The sequence below is a fragment of the Pseudomonas sp. FSL R10-1350 genome, assembly GCF_009600525.1.
In the GTDB taxonomy this organism is placed as follows: domain Bacteria; phylum Pseudomonadota; class Gammaproteobacteria; order Pseudomonadales; family Pseudomonadaceae; genus Aquipseudomonas; species Aquipseudomonas helleri.
Map to the genome: position 1 here is coordinate 1 of NZ_WIVR01000047.1, position 18753 is coordinate 18753.

An 18753-nucleotide genomic window follows, 5' to 3' on the forward strand; every position below is an offset into this window, starting at 1 on the left:
TCGCTGTCGTTGGCTTCTAATAGAATGCCACCGTGGCGCACAGACGCCTCGGCTTGGGCGAGTCCATGTAATTACAGTGCGGTGTTAGAGCGCTTTAGCTTCAGGTTTGTTCGCCACAAAACGCATCATCCACTCGGCAACAGTCTTACCATGGTGGTCATGTTCGAGGCTGGCAATGCCTTTGTTGTAAACCTGTTCGCCCAAATGCTCCTGGCGCAGGTCGAGCAAGGCCCGGGAATAGTCGTGAATGAACTCAGGGTGGCCCTGGAAGCACAGCACTTGGTCATTGATGTGATAAGCCGCAAACGGGCAGAACTCGCTGGAGGCCACCACTGTGGCGTTTTCCGGCAAGGCGGTGACTTGATCCTGATGGCTGATCAACAGTGTCAGGTCTTCAACCACAGGGCTCATCCACGGTGCCTTGGCAGCCAGTGTGTATTGATGGGTGCCCACGCCCCAGCCTTTGGTCGCCCGCTCACTCTTGCCACCCAGCAGTAGCGCCAGCAATTGGTGGCCAAAGCAGACACCCAACAGCTTGTCACCCCGCTCATAGCGCGTCAGCAAGTACTCTTTAAGGGTTTGAATCCAGGGATCAGTGCCAAAGGAATCGGCCTTGCTGCCGGTCACCAGGTAGGCGTCGAACACTTCATCATCCGACGGGTATTCGCCATTCACCACGTTGTAGATGGTGAACTCTGCAGGAATGGGCTGCTGGGAGAACAGGCGCTTGAACATCTGCCCGTAGCCTTGATAGTGATCAATAAATTCAGGACGCAGGATGTCCGTTTCCAAAATGCAGATGCGTAGCGACATAAAAATACCTGGCACGATAAAGGCGAAAATAATGACGACAACTCGCTAGAGCCTGCCCTGAAACAGCAATTGATGGCAAGTACTGCGCGTACTGAAACCTTGGACAATCACCCACCGCTCGTAATGAGCAGGCAAAATAAGCTCCCGGACGAACGGTAGGTGACTAATGATTTTAAACATCAGGGGGTCGATTGCGTCTAGCAACGGCCTCGCAGGGCATACACAAATTGTCTAATAGCGTTTTAAAAACTTATTGCGCTTGAATGATTTGAAAAGGTTCTAAGCCGCGTGTTATGCGGCCTCTAAGGTTAAGCCTGTCAACGGGCAAGACGCTTTCCAAGGATATGAGCCCTTACCGTGGAGCAATGCAATTCAGGAATAACAAAAAAAAGGTAGGTCGCCATGTTCAAACACACGAAAATACGTCAAGCCGGGCTTATCCTCTTCGCTACAACTTTGCTGTTGATTTTGCCGAACCTGACCAAGGTCATCGGCTAAGGTGTCGCTTTTGTGTGCGAGTCCTCGGCACTTAAACGATCTCAATCCACAGAAACCAAAACGGCTAGCCCCAAGGCTAGCCGTTTTTACATCCGCAACTGACGTCAGTTCAGCAGGCCACGCACCTCCTGCTTGACGCCCCAGCCTTCAACAATGCCACCCAGCGGTGCTACAACCGCTTCGAAGTTCTGCTCAAAATCTCCGATACCGCCATAAGTCGCGTGCATCACCTTGCTTAACTCAAGGTGCCAGGCGCCATCCTCACCCACATTGATCTGGGCATTAAAGGACTCACCACAAAATTTGCCTGCTGCTCTGCGCGCCCGCTCCTCATCCGGGAAGATTGCGTAAAACTCAATGGGATGGATACGTGCAAAATCAAAACCGCCTTCTTTCATGCGGCGCAGCACAAAGCTGCTGAGGTCTTCTTGATGGGCTGTGCTCATGAAACGTCCTCCTCGCAATGGATAGACATTCAGCGCTCTCGTCACACCAGCAGATGTGCCGGAGCAGAGAGAATAAGCATGTAGCGAACAAGATCAGAGCCAGTCGAATACTTCGCTGGTCTGGGTGCAGAGTAGACCTGACGGATAATCTCTGCCAAGGGGGAAATTTAAATTTTGTGCATTTAAATGAATGAGCTTCGCACTCAAAAACACAGGGCCCGGCACCTGGACAGATGCGCTGTCCAGGACCAGCCCTATGGCCGCAAGGGCCGCGTGTTACTTCTCAGCGCGCTCTTTGAGCCCCTGAAGGGTTTTGAACGGTGCATCCACCACGAACTTGTTGGCAATGAGGGCCGGGACGCTACCACCTGGCTCGGTGTGCACCTGGTAGGTGACTTCAGTCAGGTTGTCGCCTTTAGGGACCAGCTTCCAGAAACCGTCCACCTGAGCCACCCGCACGAAGCCTTTTTCTTCAGGCTGATAGGCCGGTACGCCTTTGAGGGTACGGGTCAGCGTGCCGTCCGGGGCAACCGATGAGGTGACCTCCAGAATCGAGTCACGCGGGGTTACAGGCCACGGCGTATTGAATTGGGTGTAAGTCCAGCTTTTGTCACCTTCATGCTTGAGCAGCTTCTGGGTTTTGCATTCGTGAATCCAGGCACACGCCCCCGCCACGTCTTCTTGCAGGCCCTGGATTTTGGCCAGCGGCGCTTTGATCAGGGCTACACCCTGGTAGGCCTTGTAAGCGGAGCCCGGCACTTCACTCAATGAGACTTTTATGCCGTCTTCGTTTTTCGCCACTTTCCAGTCTTCTGCCTGGGCCGCGCCCACCAGCAGAACACTCAAACCACACGCCATTGCCACTCGATGTAACGAACCCATTGTCTTATTCCTTATTGTTAAAGGTCTGTTCACTGAACACGAATGCACTAAGCCGCCGTCACCTGTTCCCACCAACCGATCAGGTTAATGGCCTCTTGCTGACTGCTGCCGCATACCTCGATGTCAGCCTTGAACGCGCCGCACACGGCAGGACGCTCTGGTTGGCCGAACAAACCACACAAGTAATCGACAGACAGATGCAGGCAGCGTTCCCCCGCGGGTTTGCCATCAGGCATGCCAGGGATCGGTGTACTGATGGAGGGTGCTATACAACAAGCGCCACAGCCTTCACGGCAATTCATGACGTTAGCTCCTCGTTAGGGGCAAAGTGCATTGATGACAAGGGATAGTACTCGCTGGAACGGGCGTTTGAAATTGACCGTTCAGCAGAATATCAGTGACTGATTAGTCAGTTTAGAAGTCCGTTTTCGACGCTGGGGCACTTATTGCTTGAATTCAAAATCGAGGGCGGCACCATCGATTTCATTCTGCCGCGCCTCGTTACGTAACTGCAGGCCCATTTCATTGCTGAGCAGGCGCCCGTTCAATTGGAAAGGGCTCTCCTCGGCCTGCTTTTCAACAAACATATTGGGCAGCAACGGTTTGTGCGCAGGCATGGGGACGGCGCCTAAAGGGCGCAATTGCCGAACCATCTCGGGCGGCAAGCTCAAATCAACTTTGCTGGTCGGCACGCGCTTTTTGGTGGCCTTCGCAGGGGATTTGGGTTTCGCAGGCGGGGTTTTCTTGGCCGGTGCCTTTTGCGCTTTGGCCGCAGGCTTGGGCGGGGTATGAGCAGCTTTAGGCTGGGCAGTGACTGTTTCGGGTGCCGACGGGGTCGCTGGCGCAGCCATCGCGCCAAACGCAGTCAACACACCTGCCAACACGAGCCCTACACAATATGTCGCTCTCATAACTCCCACGGTTTTCTTCGTTCAGGCACGCATGCTCGCGCTTTAAGCTGGCCGAGACAAGCCGAATGTAACCAAATGGCCATACCGCGCAGCGTTTACCCTCTTAATAGAGGCCTGCGGTCTCCTGGCACAATTGGTTAGCAAGCATGCCCAACGTCATCAGTGCCCGCTCGGCTTCTTTGTTCCAAGGTGTGCCACAGTTGAGTCGAATGCAGTGATTAAACTGCTCGGTGTTACTGAAAATCAGCCCCGGCGCGATACTGATACCCTGCTGCAAGGCACGCACGTGCAGCTCTTGGGTGTTCACCCGGCCCGGCAAACTGACCCACAAAATAAACCCGCCACTGGGGCGCGACATCTGCGTGCCTTCCGGAAAGTACTGCTGAACGGCCAGCTGGAATGCGCTGAGGTTTTTCCGGTATTCCTGCCGGATGTAGCGTAAATGGCGGTCGTAACCGCCGTTTTCAAGGTAAGCCGCCACCCCCATTTGCGTCACGCTGCACGCCGAATGGGTGGTGAACGTTTGCAGACGCTGGATTTCCTGCTGATATTTCCCCGCAATCATCCAGCCGATTCGTACGCCCGGCGACAACGTTTTAGAGAAACTCGAGCAATAGATCACGCGATCGAGGCGATCGTAGGCTTTCAACGCTTTGGTGCGCCCCACCTCAAACATCAGTTCGCCATAGATGTCGTCTTCAACGATCTGGATATCGAAATCTGACGCCAGGCGCAGCAGGTGTTTTTGCCGCTCTTCGGGCATGGTGCCACCCAGCGGGTTGCTCAAGCGCGTGGTGAGTACCAGCGCTTTGATCGACCACTGATTAGCCGCCAATTGCAGGGCTTCAAGGCTCATGCCGGTGGCTGGGTCGCTGGGGATCTCGATGACTTTCAAGCCTAGCAAATCGGCCAGTTGCAACAAGCCGTAATAGGTTGGCGATTCGGCCGCGATCAGGTCACCCGGACGGGTCAGCGCCCGTAATGACATTTGCAGGGCATCCACACAGCCGTGGGTGATGATCACTTCCGAAGGGTCGACCACCACGCCAGCATCCCGCATACGGATCGCCACCTGACGGCGCAACGGCTCAAAGCCGGGGCTGAACATGTAACTGAAGGCACGCGGGCTATGAAAACGGGTGACCTTGGCCAATTGCTGGTGCAGCGCGCGCACGGGCAAGTAATCGACACTCGGCACCGCAGCCCCCAGCGGAAACACGCCTTCGCGCCGCGACTCGACCAATACCTGCTGGATGATGCTGCTGCGCGTCACCAGACCTGGGCGCTCAACACGCGCGATGTCCGGTGTGGGCGCCGTCAGGGCCGGGGTTTGGTGCACGTAATAACCGGATTGCGGACGCGCCCGGATCAAGCCTTGGTCTTCAAGATTGGCATAGGCCTGCAACACCGTCGCATGGCTCACATTCAGCTGTGAACTCATCTTGCGCACCGAGGGCACACGCTCCCCCGGCTGGTAGACGCCACGCCGGATATCCTCAGCCAGCTGCTGAGCAATACGTTGATAAAGCAAAAGGTTGGTCATGGCGCGGCACTCGATGTTCAGGCATTTTTTTTATAGGAAGCATTTTTGTGATGAACAATACCGGAACAGTTTAGAAGTGTACGGGCACAGTTGCCACTATTCTGAGCCGTACAGTGCAGACCGCGGGTTAACTGTATGGGTGAGCGGCAAAGAACCTGTAGGAGCGAGCTTGCCTCGCGATCTTTTGATCGTTAAAAGATCGCGAGGCAAGCTCGCTCCTACCAGACGGTGTTGCGCTTAGCGAGCGGCGCCCAGTTGGCCTTTTTCGTCAGAGAAGACGATTTCAACCCGACGGTTCTGCGCCCGGCCGCGCTCGGTGGCGTTGACGTCCACCGGGTACTGGTCGCCATAACCGGCCACTTGAACGCGCTTTTCGTCGATCCCCAGGTCGACCAGCGTATCGGCTACGATCTGCGCCCGCGCCAGCGACAGGGTGAGGTTGTCTTCTGTACCACCGGTGTTGTCGGTGTAACCCTCAATGCGCACGATCCGCTTGGGGTTCAGTTGCAGAAACTGCACCAGCTTGAGGACTGTGCGGTTAGCCGAGTTTTTCAAATCCGCTTCGCCGGTATCAAACAACACGTCGCCCAAGGTCATGACCAAACCACGGTCAGTCTGCGTGGTCGCCAGGCTGATGATTTGCTCTTCCAGCCATTTGCCCTGCTGCTGAACACTCAGCAGCTTGGCTTCGCGCAGGGCCAGTTGCAGGCGCTGACGCTCCAGCTCGAGCTTGGCCGCACGTTCCTCATTGAGCACTTTTTGCGTGTGCTCACGGGCAATCTCGCTATAACGCTGGCTGAGGTAGGCGTAGTGCACCACATCATCGCCACTGCCCCAATAGCTGGACAAGCGGTCGGCGCGGGCCAGCGATTCACCGGCGCGAATCACGTCTTTAGGCGCGATGCGCAAGACGTTGCTGTCTTCTTTGACCGCCTGGAAATCGCTGTTGGCCTGCTGCAAGGCCTGCTCGCCGCTGTGATGCCCGGCGCAACCGGCCAGGCTGATGCTGCCTAACAACACGGCACAGCTGAACACACTGGATTTGAGGCTCATTGGGCCTCCGCCAGTTGTTTGCGCAAGCGGGTAATACGGGTGTTGAGCACGTTCAATTGTTCCTGGCTTTTTTGCGTCAGAACCCGCGCCTCGGCCAGGCGAGCATCAAGTTCAGCCTGCTCGGCCTGCAGGCGCGCGTCTTTGTAGGACTCTTCAAGCATATCGGCCTGAGCATGGGCCAGCTTGTCTTCAGCCTGTTTGAGTTCAGGCATATCGTCGGCATTCGCGCCGACCGCCCTGGCTTGCTCCAAGGCTTGTTCGCTCAAACGTATTTGTTGATTCGGTGCAGGGTCGTTCGCACACCCCGCCAGAGCCATAACAGCCAGGGCTGCGAAAAGAGGTCGAATCGTCACTAAAAATTCCTACTGTTTTGGGGCGCTGAGCGGTTGCTGCAGTTGCGATTTCCACCGCTCCAGATTGCGTTGCAAAGCGGCCTCGGCCATGCCGGAGGCGGGCAATTCTGTCATCTTTTTGGCGAGCTGTCCGCGCAACCACGGCTCATTGCACGCTGAGTCATGGGAGACCGCCAAAAACAGCCCCGGCTGATCAATCGGTTGCGAATGCGCTTGCAAGTCATCGGCGATGCCGAGGGTTTGCGCAGTCGCCATGCCGGCATAACGCCCGGCCAAAACGTATTCGACCTGGCCCAGCAACAGCTTTTGAAACGCCTGGGTCAGGCCGGGTTGCGGCTTGAGGGTTAGTTGGCGTTGTGCAAAAGCATCAAAAGATTCGGTCAGCCGGGCCTTCTCGGAGAGCGCGCCTGTATGCCCGTGCAAGTCGGCCGGGGTTTCGTAGTGCAAGGCCGAGTCTTTGCGCGTCCACACCAGGTAATCGTTACGCACCAGCGGCGGGTGGATGTAATCCAGGGAGTTCAACCCGGCCAAGGTCAGTGGCGCATCAAGCAGCATGTCCATGCGCCCGGTGCGCACTTCGTCCTGAGCCTGGGAACGCTTGCCCGCATAAAGCACCTCAACCTTGATGCCCAGCTCTTCGGCAGCGTGTTGCAACAGATCGGCACTGGCGCCGATCAAATGGGTGGGATTGGCGGGGTCGCGCCACAGATACGGCGGCGCATCGGGGCTGCCGGTCACGATCAGGCGCTCGCATTTACCCGCAGCCTCGGACAGCAAAGGCATCAATGCCAACCCCAATAACAACCTGCTTACCTTACGCACATCCATATTCCTACGCTCCACGTGGATCATTCAAACGCATAAAAAAACCCGGTCATTCAGGCTGTTAAGAGAAAGCTGAACACTGAGTGCTCTGCCCTTCCTGACAGCCCGGATAACCGGGCTCTTTATAAGTGAAGCGACTGGATTAAACCAGTTTCTCCAGCTCAGGTACTGCTTCGAACAAGTCCGCCACCAGACCGTAATCGGCTACCTGGAAGATCGGCGCTTCTTCGTCCTTGTTGATCGCAACGATCACTTTGGAGTCTTTCATACCGGCCAAGTGCTGGATCGCGCCGGAGATACCAACGGCGATGTACAGCTGAGGTGCAACGATTTTGCCGGTCTGGCCGACCTGCATGTCGTTGGGTACAAAACCTGCGTCAACTGCAGCGCGCGACGCGCCCACAGCAGCGCCCAGCTTGTCGGCCAGAGCGTACAGGTGTTTGAAGTTGTCACCGTTTTGCATGCCGCGACCGCCAGAAACGACGATTTTAGCTGCGGTCAGCTCAGGGCGGTCAGACTTGGCCAGCTCTTCGCCAACGAACGAGGAAGTGCCTGCATCGTGAACCGCTGCCACGGCTTCAACAGCAGCCGAACCACCTTCAGCAGCAACCGGGTCGAAACCGGTCGCACGCACGGTGATCACTTTGACTGGCGCAGTCGACTGCACGGTCGCAATGGCGTTACCGGCGTAGATCGGGCGAGTGAAGGTGTCAGCGCTGACCACCGAAACGATCTCGGAGATCTGGTCAACGTCCAGCTGCGCAGCAACGCGCGGCAGGATGTTTTTGCCGTTGGAGGTCGCGGCAGCCAGGATGTGGCTGTAGCCGTTACCCAGCTCAGCGACCAACGGAGCAACGTTTTCTGGCAGTTGATGCGCGTAAGCGGCGTTGTCTGCCACCAGCACTTTAGCCACGCCAGCAATTTTTGCGGCCGCTTCAGCGACTGCGCCAATGCCTTGGCCTGCCACCAGGACGTTGATATCGCCACCGATTTTAGCAGCGGCGGCTACGGTGTTCAGTGTGGCCGGAGCCAGTACTTTGCCGTCGTGTTCTGCGATTACCAAGATAGTCATTGTTAGATTACCTTCGCTTCGTTTTTCAGTTTCTCGACCAGTTCAGCCACCGACTTGACCTTGATGCCCGCGCTGCGTGCAGCCGGTGCTTCAACTTTTACGGTTTTGTTGGTCGAAGCCGTCGAAACGCCCAACGCGTCTGGCGTCAGCACTTCCAGCGGCTTCTTCTTGGCCTTCATGATGTTTGGCAGAGACGCGTAGCGCGGCTCGTTCAAACGCAGGTCGGTGGTGACGATGGCTGGCAGGCTCAGCGAAACAGTTTGCGCGCCGCCGTCGATTTCACGGGTCACAGCAACCTTGTCGCCCGACACTTCTACTTTAGAAGCGAAGGTACCCTGACCGTAACCGGTCAGCGCAGCCAGCATCTGGCCCGTTTGGTTGTTGTCGCTGTCGATGGCCTGTTTACCCAGGATCACCAACTGAGGCTGCTCCTTGTCGACCACAGCCTTGAGCAGCTTGGCCACGGCCAGCGAGGTCAGGTCTTCGGCGGATTCGACGAGGATGGCGCGATCGGCACCCAGAGCCAGCGCGGTGCGCAGTTGCTCTTGAGCGGTAGTCGGGCCGATGGAGACGACGACGATTTCAGTCGCAACGCCTTTTTCTTTCAGGCGTACGGCTTCTTCCACAGCGATTTCGCAGAAGGGGTTCATCGACATCTTGACGTTGGCGAGGTCAACGCCGGAATTGTCCGCCTTGACGCGTACTTTAACGTTGTAATCGACCACTCGTTTGACAGCTACAAGAACCTTCATGGATTCCTCGTTACTCTCCGGTGAAAAGAAAGTCGCCTAGGCGAACCTGGCGGTTGATGCTCATCAGCACAAGGGCACCTCCAAAGATCGTTGCTATGCCCTTCCCGTGCGACCGTCTGTCAGGTGTGACTACCAAGTCATCCACCAAAAGGACGTGTAAACTCCGCTCAAAAAATGTCAGGCTCCTGCACGTTTATGCCTGTGCCCTGTCTTTAGAGGTGCTCTTGAAACCAACAATCAGCCTACGGCGAGCGCAAAACCGCCCGTATCTTGACCGGAACACCATTTGCGGTCAATACAGCAAATCGGCCACTTTAGAGCCGCGTGTCATTGATTTGTCTGGCTTGCAGCGAATTCAAACAAACGTTTGTATTGGACGCTGCTAGTGGTGTAGATATAATGCGCGCCCATAGAGAGAGCGGCGCCTCATCCATTGCGTCTTCGACTGCAAAGCGAGGGAATAATGGATGAAACGCCAAACCTCCAATTAGAAAACACCGTTGAGCCTTGAGTAGGAGATAGCCTGTGGAACGCGAATACATGGAATTCGACGTGGTCATCGTCGGCGCCGGCCCTGCCGGTTTGTCCGCCGCCTGCCGTCTTAAGCAGAAGGCCGCCGAAGCCGGTAAAGAAATCAGCGTCTGCGTGGTTGAAAAAGGCTCCGAAGTCGGCGCACACATTCTGTCCGGTGCGGTATTTGAACCCCGCGCCCTGAACGAATTGTTCCCGGACTGGAAAGAACTCGGCGCACCGCTGAACACGCCGGTGACCCGTGATGACATTTATGTACTGCGCAGCGACAGCACTGCGACAAAAGTACCTGACTTCTTTGTGCCTAAAACCATGCACAACGAAGGCAACTACATTATTTCCCTGGGCAACCTGTGCCGCTGGCTGGCTCAGCAGGCCGAAAACCTGGGCGTAGAAATCTACCCGGGCTTCGCCGCCCAAGAAGTGCTGTTCGATGAAAACAACGTGGTTCGCGGGATCATCACCGGCGACCTGGGCGTTGACCGCGAAGGCAAGCCGAAAGAAGGCCTGTATACCCCCGGCATGGAACTGCGCGGCAAGTACACCTTGTTCGCAGAAGGCTGCCGCGGCCATTTGGGCAAGCAACTGATCGAACGCTTCAAGCTCGACAGCGACGCAGACAGCCAGCACTACGGCATCGGCCTGAAAGAAATCTGGGAAATCGATCCTGCCAAGCACCAGCCTGGCCTGGTCGTACACACCGCTGGCTGGCCGCTGGACATCACCAGCAACGAAAACACTGGTGGTTCGTTCCTTTATCACCTGGAAAACAACCAGGTCGTGGTCGGTCTGATCGTCGACCTGTCCTACAGCAACACCTTCCTGTCGCCGTTCGATGAGTTCCAGCGCCTCAAGCACCACCCGGTCCTCAAGCAGTACCTGGAAGGCGGCAAACGCATCAGCTACGGCGCACGCGCACTGGCAAAAGGTGGCCTGAACTCGCTGCCAAAAATGGTCTTCAACGGTGGCGCACTGATCGGATGCGATCTGGGCACCATGAACGTGGCCAAGATCAAAGGCAGCCACACCGCCATGAAGTCCGGCATGCTCGCTGCTGAGGCCGTGGCCGACTCGCTGTTTGCAGGCTCCGAAGGCGGTGATGCACTCAACACTTACGTTGAGTCTTTCAAAGCCAGCTGGTTGTACGAAGAACTGTTCGCCAGCCGTAACTTCGGCCCGGCGATGCACAAGTTCGGCCCGCTCATGGGCGCAGGCTTCAACTGGGTCGATCAGAACTTCTTCGGCGGCAAACTGCCGTTCACCCTGCACGACACCAAGCCAGACTATGCCTGCCTGAAGCTGGCCAAAGACTGCAAGAAGATCGACTACCCGAAACCGGACGGCAAACTCAGCTTCGACAAACTCAGCTCGGTCTTCCTCTCCAGCACCAACCACGAAGAAGAACAGCCGTGCCACCTCAAGCTGCGTGACGCGAGCATTCCGATCAACGTTAACCTGCCGCTCTACGACGAACCTGCCCAGCGTTACTGCCCGGCTGGCGTGTATGAAGTGATTACTCAGGAAAGCGGCGAGAAACGTTTCCAGATCAACGCGCAAAACTGCGTGCACTGCAAAACCTGTGACATCAAAGACCCGTCGCAGAACATCACCTGGGTAACCCCGGAAGGTGCTGGCGGCCCGACTTACCCGAACATGTAAGTCCGTAGGAGCGAGCTTGTCTCGCGATCTTTTGATCGTTTAAAAGATCGCGAGGCAAGCTCGCTCCTACAGCCCAAGCTGTCAGCACACCGAGCTTTCACACCCCGGGCTGCGCTCAAAATAGCGTTTGTACTCGCGACTGAATTGCGAAGTACTCTGGTAACCCACACGCTCAGCCACTTGCGCCACACCCAAGCCTTCATTGCTTAACAGCAGCTGCTGCGCCCGCAACAGGCGCAGGCGCTTGAGGTACTGCACCGGCGACAGCAATGTGCTGCGCTTGAAGTGCTCATGAAAGGTCGACGCGCTCATGTTTGCGCAACGGGCCAAGGTCTCAACATTCAACGGCTCAGCAAAATGCTCATGCAAATGGGTCAGCGAGGCCGCTACCCGGGCAAACTGCCCCTGCTGCTCAACCAACGCCCGCAACACGCTGGCTTGCGGACCGCGCAAGGCGGCGAACAAGACTTCGCGCAAGCGTGCCCGGCCCATGATCCGGCACTCCAGCGGGTCATGCAGGCAGCGCAACAAACGCTCAACCGACTGACGCATCTCATCATCCAGCACCGCCGAGGTCATGGACTCCGGGGTCTGGGCGATGCTGCGCTCAGGGTCCAGGCCCATGGCCAGCACCAACTCTCCGAGCACCGCCCGGTCAATGCTGATCGCGACGCCCAGCAGCGGCATCTCTTCAGACGCAAAGGTTTCGCACTCAAACGGCACTGACAAGGCCTGCACCAGGTAATGCCCGGCGCCGTACTCCATGGTCCGGGTGCCCAGATAGGCCACCTTGCTGCCCTGGGCGATGACCATCAGGCTCGGCTCATAGATCTGCGGCATCCGCGCCACGGTGTTGCAGGCCGACACCACGCGTACCTCAGGCATCAGGGTAGGAACAAAGCCCAGGCGGTTGGCCAGCGGTTTGATAAGGGACACCAGCGTGGCGTTCTCATCGCGGTGACGCGTTAAAAACATGGAAATAATTCACAGCAGTAATGGATCGCCGCATCTTCGCAGAATTGATCAATAAAGCGACAGTTGCTCCGCGAGTTCGGACGAATAGGCATGACACGCGGAGGAATCGTCATAGTCCTGCAAGGTCTGCGGGCGCACACTTGCGCCCTGTTCACAGCTATCGCTATTCGAGGTTTCCCATGTCTAACGTCACGTACAACGCCATCGGCTATGCCGCTCAAACCTCTTCAGCGCCACTTGCTCCGATGCAGTTCAACCGCCGCGCACCGCGCCCGGACGACGTATCCATCGAAGTCCTGTACTGCGGCGTCTGCCACTCAGACATCCACCAGGCACGCAATGAGTGGGGCTTTGCGGTGTACCCGGTGATGCCGGGCCACGAGATCGTCGGCAAAGTCACCGCCATCGGCGACAACGTCACCAAGCACAAAGTCGGCGACCTGGTCGGTGTGGGCTGCATGGTTGACTCGTGCCGCGAGTGCTCGGCCTGTAAAGAGGACCTGGAGCAATACTGCCTGGAAGGCGCGACCATGACCTACTGCACGCCAGACCGGGTCGACGGCACCAACACCATGGGCGGCTACTCGGACAGCATCGTGGTGAGCGAGCACTTTGTCGTGCGCATCCCTGAAAACCTCGACCCGGCCAGCGCTGCCCCGCTGCTGTGCGCCGGTATCACCACCTACTCTCCGCTGCAGCACTACGGCGTAGAAGCGGGCGATAAAGTCGGCGTTCTGGGCATGGGCGGCCTGGGCCACATGGGCATCAAGTTTGCCAAGGCCATGGGCGCAGAAGTCACCTTGTTCACCCGCTCGGCGGCCAAGGCAGAAGAAGCCTACAAACAAGGTGCCGATCACGTGATCGTGTCCACCGACCCGGAGCAAATGAAAGCCGCAGCCGACCGCTTCGACTTCCTGCTGGACACCATCCCAGTCCCTCACGACCTCAACCCCTACCTCGAAACCCTGCGTTTTGACGGCGTACACATCCTCGTGGGCCTGATCGAACCGGTTGACCCGGCACTGGATGCGTTCAACCTGGTGTTCAAGCGTCGCGTACTGGCTGGCTCGTTGATTGGCGGCATTGCTGAAACCCAGGAAATGCTCGACTTCAGCGCAGCCAACGGCATCACCTGCGACATCGAAATGCTCGACATCAAAAACATCAACGAGGCGTTCGAGCGCGTGGTGAAAGGCGACGTCAAATATCGCTTTGTGATCGACATGAAAACGCTGAAGGCTTAACCATCTCCACCCTGTAGGAGCGAGCTTGTCTCGCGATCTTTTGATCGTTAAAAGATCGCGAGGCAAGCTCGCTCCTACAGGAGATCGAGTTACCCGCCCAACTCTGCCGATATCTGTTGCGCGGCATGGGTAATGACCGGGATCAGCCCGGTCATTTTCTCCAAGGACATATAAGGCACCGTGCTGGCGATGCTGATAGCCGCGACGATTTTGCGGCTGGCATCACGGATGGGCGCTGCCACACAACGAATCGACGGTTCGTTGTCTTCCAGGTCAAACGCATAACCGCCCGCCACGTAGCTGCGCATCCGTTGCTCGAACTCTTCCCACGTGACTTCTTGATGATCCGGCCATAACGGGTTTTTACCGCCCACCGGATGGCTTTTTTCGTACAAGCGACGCCACTCCCCCAGCGGTGCATCCAGCAACATGGCCTTGCCAATCCCGGTACGCACCAACGGCATACGGTGGCCTACGCGCGAGCGCATTTCCGGCCCATTGCGTCCCGGATTCTTATGCAGGTACAGCACTTCGTCGCCTTCACGCACGGCCAGGTGAATGGTGTCGCCTGTCAAACTCGAGAGTTCGTCGAGGTACGGCCCGGCCAGCGTCACCAGCGGCAGTTCTTCACGCGCCTGAAAACCCAGTTCGATCAGTTTTGGCCCCAGCAAGTAACCCACCTGCGGCAATACCCGCAAATAACGCTCGTCGACCAGGCAACTGGCCAATCGATGCGTGGTGCTGCGCGTGGTGCCTATGGCGCGCGCGATGTCTTTAAGGTCACGCGCACCGTTGGCCACGGCGTGAACCACCGCCAGCCCACGCAACAGGGTTTGGGTGCCGGTGGGGGCGGTTTTCGAAGAGTCGTCCTGCATAGCCAGCCTTTGCATAGAAGAGGGAGAACCGGGCGGCATTATGGTCGCCCGGCTGGCCGACGGCTACAGCTCGATGCGCTCAACCTTGCCCACCAGCAAGATGTAGGACAGCGCCCCGAGCATTGCCAGCACCGAAATGTAGGTGATGGCCGGAGCAAACGAATCGCCACTGGCCAAAAAGCCAATCACGATGGGCGTGGCAATGGCGGACAGGTTGCCGATAAAGTTGAACACCCCGCCCGTCAGGCCCAGCAGCCGCGCCGGGGCAAGGGTAGACACCAGCGACCAGGTGATCGAGGCCAGGCCGTTGCCAAAGAACGCCAAGGCCAGAAACGCAATCACCAGCGGCGTCGACTCGACAAAGTTGGCGCCAATGATCGAGGTCGAAATCAACAACCCGCCAATGATCGGCAGCTTGCGCGCAAAGCCCACCGAGTAACCGCGACGTATCAACCAGTCGGAGAAAAAACCCGAGCACAGCACGCCCACAAAAGCGGCCAAAAAAGGTAGCGAAGCCAAGAGACCCGACTTGATGAAATCCATGCCACGGTATTTGACCAGATAGGTCGGGAACCAGGTCAGAAAGAACCACAGCGTCGAGTTCAGGCAAAACTGCCCCAGGTAGATGCCCCACAACTTGCGTTTGCTGAGCACGATGCCCAGGTCCAGCCAACTGAACGGCGCCTTGCGCTTGGCGGTCTGGCTTTGAATATCCACCAGCCCGCCCCCTGCGGCAATCAGCTCTATTTCTGCCGGGTTGGCGCCTTTGAAGTCACGTGGCTCGCGATACACCGCGTACCAGATCCCGGCCCAGATAATGCCCACCGCACCAGTGCAGATAAACACCATGTGCCAGCCCCAATGATGCTGCAACCACGCCAGCACCGGGGTCAGAAACGCGAGCCCGACAAATTGCCCGGAGGTGTAGAAACCAATGGCGGTGGCGCGCTCGCGCTCAGGGAACCACGTGGTAACCACCCGACTGTTGATCGGATACGCCGGTGCTTCCAGCGCACCGACCGCCATGCGCAGTACAAACAAGGCAATAAAATTGGCGGCAAACCCGAGCATCACCGTGGCCAGCGACCAGAGCAATAACGCCACGCTGTAGAGAATGCGCGGCGGCACGCGGTCCACCAGCCAACCGCCCGGAATTTGCATGGCGGCGTAGGTCCAGCCGAAGGCAGAGAAGATCAGCCCGACGTGGATAGGATCGATGCCCAAGTCGCTGGTCAGCGCGGGGGCGGCAATCGACAGGTTGCTGCGGTCCAGGTAGTTGATCACCACAGTGATAAACAGCAACACCATGATGAAAAAACGCTTGCGACTCGGCGCCACCAGGGACGCTGACGCGACAGTGCTAGTCATGTGACATGCCTCTTTTTTATGGTTATTGAGGTCGAAGCTGAATCCGTCGCCGCGCTAAGCGGTCTCACCATTCAGCGAAGCTGCCGTCGGCGTGGCGCCAGATCGGGTTGCGCCAGCGGTGGCCGACTATCGCGCGCTCACGCACGTACTCTTCGTTGATCTCGATGCCCAAGCCCGGCCCGTTGGGGATTTTCACGTAGCCTTTGTCGTAATCGAATACAGCCGGATCCTTGACGTAATCCAACAGGTCGTTGCTTTCGTTGTAGTGAATGCCCAGGCTTTGCTCCTGGATGAAGGCGTTGTAGCAAACTGCGTCCAGTTGCAGGCACGCAGCCAGTGCTATTGGCCCCAACGGGCAGTGCAAGGCCAGCGCCACGTCGTAGGCTTCGGCCATGTTGGCGATTTTGCGAGTTTCAGTGATGCCGCCTGCATGTGATGCATCCGGCTGGATGATGTCGACATACCCTTCGCTGAGCACGCGCTTGAAGTCCCAACGCGAAAACAACCGCTCACCGAGGGCAATCGGGGTGCTAGTCAAGGGCGCCAGCTCTTTGAGCGCCTCATAGTTTTCGCTGAGCACCGGCTCTTCAATGAACATCAGTTTGTAGGGGTCAAGCTCCTTCATCAACACCTTGGCCATCGGCTTGTGCACCCGGCCATGAAAGTCCACGCCGATACCCACGTTCGGCCCGACTGCATCGCGCACGGCCGCCACGTTGGCCAGCGCCAGGTCGACTTTTTCAAAGCTGTCGACAAACTGCAGCTCTTCGGTGCCATTCATTTTGACCGCAGTAAAACCACGGCTGACGGCCTCTTTGGCAGCTTTGGCGGTGTCGGCCGGGCGATCGCCGCCAATCCAGGAGTACACGCGGATCTTGTCGCGCACCTGACCACCCAGCAAATCACTGACCGAAACGCCCAGCGCCTTGCCTTTGATGTCCCACAATGCCTGATCAATACCTGCCAGCGCGCTCATGTGTACTGCGCCGCCACGGTAAAAGCCGCCACGGTAGAGCACGGTCCAGATGTCTTCGATGTTGCGCGGGTCTTTGCCGATCAAATAATCCGACAATTCATCCACGGCAGCAGCCACGGTGTGGGCTCGGCCTTCAACCACCGGCTCACCCCAACCGGTCACGCCTTGATCGGTTTCAATCTTCAGGAACAACCAGCGCGGCGGGACAAGATAGGTCGTGAGTTTGGTAATTTTCATTGTTTTATCTCTCTTGTTCGATGGAGGCGCGAGCGCCAATCAGTCAGCCTGACGCCACGTGTTCCAGGCGTGCACATAAGCCTTGGCGCGAACTGACACGTCTTGCGGGCTCATGCCGGGCTTGAACAGCCCCGAACCCAACCCAAAACCGGACACTCCGGAATCCAGATATACCTGCATGTTGTCCGGGGTAATCCCACCCACCGGGATTAATAACGTTCCAGCCGGGAGCACGGCCAGCCAGGCCTTGACCACGGCCGGACCCATCTGCTCTGCCGGGAACATTTTCAACACGTGCGCCCCTTCGGCCAGCGCGGCAAACGCTTCGGTAGGTGTGGCGACGCCCGGTGACAGGTACAAACCGGCCGCTTTGGCTGCCCGCAACACATTGGCATCGCTATGGGGCATCACAATCACCTGCCCGCCCGCCGCTTTGACCTGCTGCACTTGCTCAGTGGTTAACACGGTGCCCGCACCGACCAGGCAGTCGGCGGGCAGTGAGTCGCGTAAAATGCGGATGCTGTAGTAAGGCTGTGGGGAATTGAGCGGTACTTCGAGGGTTCGAAAGCCCGCGTCGTACAACACCTTGCCAATGGCCTGCGCCTCTTGCGGGCGCAAACCCCGAAGAATCGCGATCAGTCCGTTCTTTGCCAGTGCTTGCTTGAGCATCTCAGCCCTCCGTTTGCGTGTGGTGGAGTAACCCGGCGGCTTTGGCCAGGTGCCATAAACCCTGTTCGGTAGCTTGCTCTGCCAGGCTCACATCAGCGAAGCCGCACGCGCGCAGTGCTCGCTGGTAGCGCTGACAGAGCTGGGCATTGCCAATCAGAATGATCGCGGGCAGAGGCTTGTCGCCCCGACGTTGGCGCACTACGCGGCTCAAGGCAGACACTTCGTGGCCGATCAGCAGGCCAGAAACGTAATCGGGTTGCTGCGTGGGCGTCAGTTGCCCGGTGAGCCCGAGCGTACGGGCACTGAATAAGGTCGACAGCGGTCCGAGCTGACCGTCTGGCGACAGCGCCACCTGCACACCGCGTTCGAACGCGGCGCCGTCAAATTGCCCGGACTGTTGCTGGGTGCGACCCAGAATGGTGTGTTCACACGCGGCGGCATACAGCTCGCCGGTCATGAAGGTATCGAAATGCACGAGGCAGCCGTCCTGCACCTGCACCCATTTGGAATGGCTGCCGGGCAAGCCGATCAGGCAGTCGTTGAGGTTCGGCTGGCTGTGCATCACGCCCAGCACTTGGGTTTCTTCACCACGCATCACGTTGGGCAAAGTTGAGTGCTGAATGACCCCCGGCACGATATGCACATCCACCCCACGTACGCTGCGCACGGTTTGCAAGGCAGTACTCAGCGCCTTGAGGCTGGCCGGGGTCGTGCGATAAGGCGCTTCGCGCCAGCCTTGGGCGCTGCCGACCATGCCACAGGCAATCACCGGGATACTGGGGTTGGCGTCCAGCCAGTCCCCGCAGGCCGCGTCGAATGCCAGTTCAAAACCGTCAATGCAAGGCTGGCCAGCAATGTGCCGGGCAGTGGTCGGTAATTGCATGATCCCGCACGCCAGCGAGCGCATGTTCTGCACATGCCCTGCGGGGCCGAGTAAATACGCACGAAGGGACGTTGTCCCCCAATCGAGCGCGATCAATTGCGCCTGCATCGCTTCACCTGTTTTGTTTTTGGCAGTGAATGCTGTGAATCAGTGCGAGCGACTATAAACCTGAGCCGACTTAAATCTCA

Annotated in this window: 19 protein-coding genes; 2 read left to right on the top strand and 17 right to left on the bottom strand. The window is 57.7% G+C overall.

Annotated elements, in window-relative coordinates; translation table 11 throughout:
* Positions 1-84 precede the first annotated feature (84 nt).
* From GHO25_RS18440 to GHO25_RS18490, 11 genes are all read right to left on the bottom strand, one after another.
* Positions 85-813, bottom strand: a complete 729-nt coding sequence (locus GHO25_RS18440; RefSeq protein WP_048368772.1) for an amidotransferase — start codon at positions 811-813, stop codon at positions 85-87.
* A 602-nt stretch (positions 814-1415) separates the two neighbouring features.
* Positions 1416-1757, bottom strand: a complete 342-nt coding sequence (locus GHO25_RS18445) for a ribonuclease E inhibitor RraB (RefSeq protein WP_048368773.1) — start codon at positions 1755-1757, stop codon at positions 1416-1418.
* Positions 1758-2033: 276 nt separating this feature from the next.
* Positions 2034-2639: an START domain-containing protein gene (locus tag GHO25_RS18450; RefSeq protein ID WP_153391668.1), complete on the bottom strand. Its 606-nt coding sequence runs from the start codon at positions 2637-2639 to the stop codon at positions 2034-2036.
* Positions 2640-2686: 47 nt separating this feature from the next.
* A complete protein-coding gene (locus GHO25_RS18455) occupies positions 2687-2941 on the bottom strand; it encodes a YkgJ family cysteine cluster protein (protein ID WP_048368775.1) in 255 nt (84 codons plus the stop codon).
* Positions 2942-3082: 141 nt separating this feature from the next.
* Complete coding sequence (locus GHO25_RS18460; RefSeq protein WP_153391670.1) at positions 3083-3550, bottom strand: translation initiation factor 2; 468 nt, start codon at positions 3548-3550, stop codon at positions 3083-3085.
* A gap of 103 nt (positions 3551-3653) precedes the next feature.
* Positions 3654-5093 carry a PLP-dependent aminotransferase family protein gene (locus GHO25_RS18465; protein WP_048368777.1) on the bottom strand — a complete coding sequence of 480 codons (1440 nt, stop codon included), beginning with the start codon at positions 5091-5093 and terminating at the stop codon, positions 3654-3656.
* 237 nt (positions 5094-5330) lie between these two features.
* A complete protein-coding gene (locus tag GHO25_RS18470; protein WP_153391672.1) occupies positions 5331-6146 on the bottom strand; it encodes an OmpA family protein in 816 nt (271 codons plus the stop codon).
* Entirely contained in the window at positions 6143-6499 is a 357-nt protein-coding gene (locus tag GHO25_RS18475; protein WP_048368779.1) for a DUF4398 domain-containing protein, read from the bottom strand. The genes GHO25_RS18470 and GHO25_RS18475 overlap by 4 nt, the downstream gene beginning before the upstream one ends.
* Positions 6500-6508: 9 nt before the next feature.
* Positions 6509-7327 (bottom strand): ABC transporter substrate-binding protein, encoded by an 819-nt coding sequence (locus GHO25_RS18480; RefSeq protein ID WP_153391674.1) that lies wholly within the window; start codon positions 7325-7327, stop codon positions 6509-6511.
* 139 nt (positions 7328-7466) lie between these two features.
* Complete coding sequence (locus GHO25_RS18485) at positions 7467-8396, bottom strand: electron transfer flavoprotein subunit alpha/FixB family protein (protein ID WP_153391676.1); 930 nt, start codon at positions 8394-8396, stop codon at positions 7467-7469.
* Between the two features lie 2 nt (positions 8397-8398).
* Positions 8399-9148 carry an electron transfer flavoprotein subunit beta/FixA family protein gene (locus GHO25_RS18490; RefSeq protein WP_048368782.1) on the bottom strand — a complete coding sequence of 250 codons (750 nt, stop codon included), beginning with the start codon at positions 9146-9148 and terminating at the stop codon, positions 8399-8401.
* A 525-nt stretch (positions 9149-9673) separates the two neighbouring features.
* Here GHO25_RS18490 and GHO25_RS18495 point away from each other — a divergent pair.
* Positions 9674-11338 carry an electron transfer flavoprotein-ubiquinone oxidoreductase gene (locus tag GHO25_RS18495; RefSeq protein ID WP_178110138.1) on the top strand — a complete coding sequence of 555 codons (1665 nt, stop codon included), beginning with the start codon at positions 9674-9676 and terminating at the stop codon, positions 11336-11338.
* 81 nt (positions 11339-11419) lie between these two features.
* Here the strand turns inward: GHO25_RS18495 and GHO25_RS18500 are convergent, their stop codons facing one another.
* Complete coding sequence (locus GHO25_RS18500; protein WP_048368784.1) at positions 11420-12313, bottom strand: AraC family transcriptional regulator; 894 nt, start codon at positions 12311-12313, stop codon at positions 11420-11422.
* Positions 12314-12492: 179 nt separating this feature from the next.
* Here GHO25_RS18500 and GHO25_RS18505 point away from each other — a divergent pair, with 179 nt between their 5' ends.
* Entirely contained in the window at positions 12493-13557 is a 1065-nt protein-coding gene (locus GHO25_RS18505; RefSeq protein ID WP_153391678.1) for an NAD(P)-dependent alcohol dehydrogenase, read from the top strand.
* Between the two features lie 89 nt (positions 13558-13646).
* On the opposite strand, the gene GHO25_RS18510 is transcribed toward GHO25_RS18505, so the two are convergent.
* From GHO25_RS18510 to GHO25_RS18530, 5 genes are all read right to left on the bottom strand, one after another.
* Positions 13647-14432 (bottom strand): IclR family transcriptional regulator, encoded by a 786-nt coding sequence (locus tag GHO25_RS18510; protein WP_123750200.1) that lies wholly within the window; start codon positions 14430-14432, stop codon positions 13647-13649.
* 63 nt (positions 14433-14495) lie between these two features.
* Entirely contained in the window at positions 14496-15800 is a 1305-nt protein-coding gene (locus GHO25_RS18515; RefSeq protein ID WP_153391681.1) for an MFS transporter, read from the bottom strand.
* A 64-nt stretch (positions 15801-15864) separates the two neighbouring features.
* Positions 15865-17013: a galactonate dehydratase gene (dgoD, locus tag GHO25_RS18520; RefSeq protein WP_153391683.1), complete on the bottom strand. Its 1149-nt coding sequence runs from the start codon at positions 17011-17013 to the stop codon at positions 15865-15867.
* A 39-nt stretch (positions 17014-17052) separates the two neighbouring features.
* On the bottom strand, positions 17053-17682 hold the full coding sequence (locus GHO25_RS18525) for a 2-dehydro-3-deoxy-6-phosphogalactonate aldolase (RefSeq protein WP_153391685.1): 630 nt from the start codon (positions 17680-17682) through the stop codon (positions 17053-17055).
* Position 17683: 1 nt separating this feature from the next.
* Positions 17684-18673 (bottom strand): 2-dehydro-3-deoxygalactonokinase, encoded by a 990-nt coding sequence (locus GHO25_RS18530; protein WP_153391688.1) that lies wholly within the window; start codon positions 18671-18673, stop codon positions 17684-17686.
* Positions 18674-18753: the final 80 nt, after the last annotated feature.

Bases quoted from the DNA above. Each gene is read 5' to 3' on its own strand.
- GHO25_RS18440 (WP_048368772.1), bottom strand. From the start codon at position 813: ATGTCGCTACGCATCTGCATTTTGGAAACGGACATCCTGCGTCCTGAA.
- GHO25_RS18480 (WP_153391674.1), bottom strand. From the start codon at position 7,327: ATGGATGTGCGTAAGGTAAGCAGGTTGTTATTGGGGTTGGCATTGATG.
- GHO25_RS18515 (WP_153391681.1), bottom strand. From the start codon at position 15,800: ATGACTAGCACTGTCGCGTCAGCGTCCCTGGTGGCGCCGAGTCGCAAG.
- GHO25_RS18460 (WP_153391670.1), bottom strand. From the start codon at position 3,550: ATGAGAGCGACATATTGTGTAGGGCTCGTGTTGGCAGGTGTGTTGACT.
- GHO25_RS18490 (WP_048368782.1), bottom strand. From the start codon at position 9,148: ATGAAGGTTCTTGTAGCTGTCAAACGAGTGGTCGATTACAACGTTAAA.
- GHO25_RS18530 (WP_153391688.1), bottom strand. From the start codon at position 18,673: ATGCAGGCGCAATTGATCGCGCTCGATTGGGGGACAACGTCCCTTCGT.
- GHO25_RS18465 (WP_048368777.1), bottom strand. From the start codon at position 5,093: ATGACCAACCTTTTGCTTTATCAACGTATTGCTCAGCAGCTGGCTGAG.
- GHO25_RS18510 (WP_123750200.1), bottom strand. From the start codon at position 14,432: ATGCAGGACGACTCTTCGAAAACCGCCCCCACCGGCACCCAAACCCTG.
- GHO25_RS18455 (WP_048368775.1), bottom strand. From the start codon at position 2,941: ATGAATTGCCGTGAAGGCTGTGGCGCTTGTTGTATAGCACCCTCCATC.
- GHO25_RS18525 (WP_153391685.1), bottom strand. From the start codon at position 17,682: ATGCTCAAGCAAGCACTGGCAAAGAACGGACTGATCGCGATTCTTCGG.
- dgoD (WP_153391683.1), bottom strand. From the start codon at position 17,013: ATGAAAATTACCAAACTCACGACCTATCTTGTCCCGCCGCGCTGGTTG.
- GHO25_RS18450 (WP_153391668.1), bottom strand. From the start codon at position 2,639: ATGGGTTCGTTACATCGAGTGGCAATGGCGTGTGGTTTGAGTGTTCTG.
- GHO25_RS18505 (WP_153391678.1), top strand. From the start codon at position 12,493: ATGTCTAACGTCACGTACAACGCCATCGGCTATGCCGCTCAAACCTCT.
- GHO25_RS18470 (WP_153391672.1), bottom strand. From the start codon at position 6,146: ATGAGCCTCAAATCCAGTGTGTTCAGCTGTGCCGTGTTGTTAGGCAGC.
- GHO25_RS18485 (WP_153391676.1), bottom strand. From the start codon at position 8,396: ATGACTATCTTGGTAATCGCAGAACACGACGGCAAAGTACTGGCTCCG.
- GHO25_RS18500 (WP_048368784.1), bottom strand. From the start codon at position 12,313: ATGTTTTTAACGCGTCACCGCGATGAGAACGCCACGCTGGTGTCCCTT.
- GHO25_RS18445 (WP_048368773.1), bottom strand. From the start codon at position 1,757: ATGAGCACAGCCCATCAAGAAGACCTCAGCAGCTTTGTGCTGCGCCGC.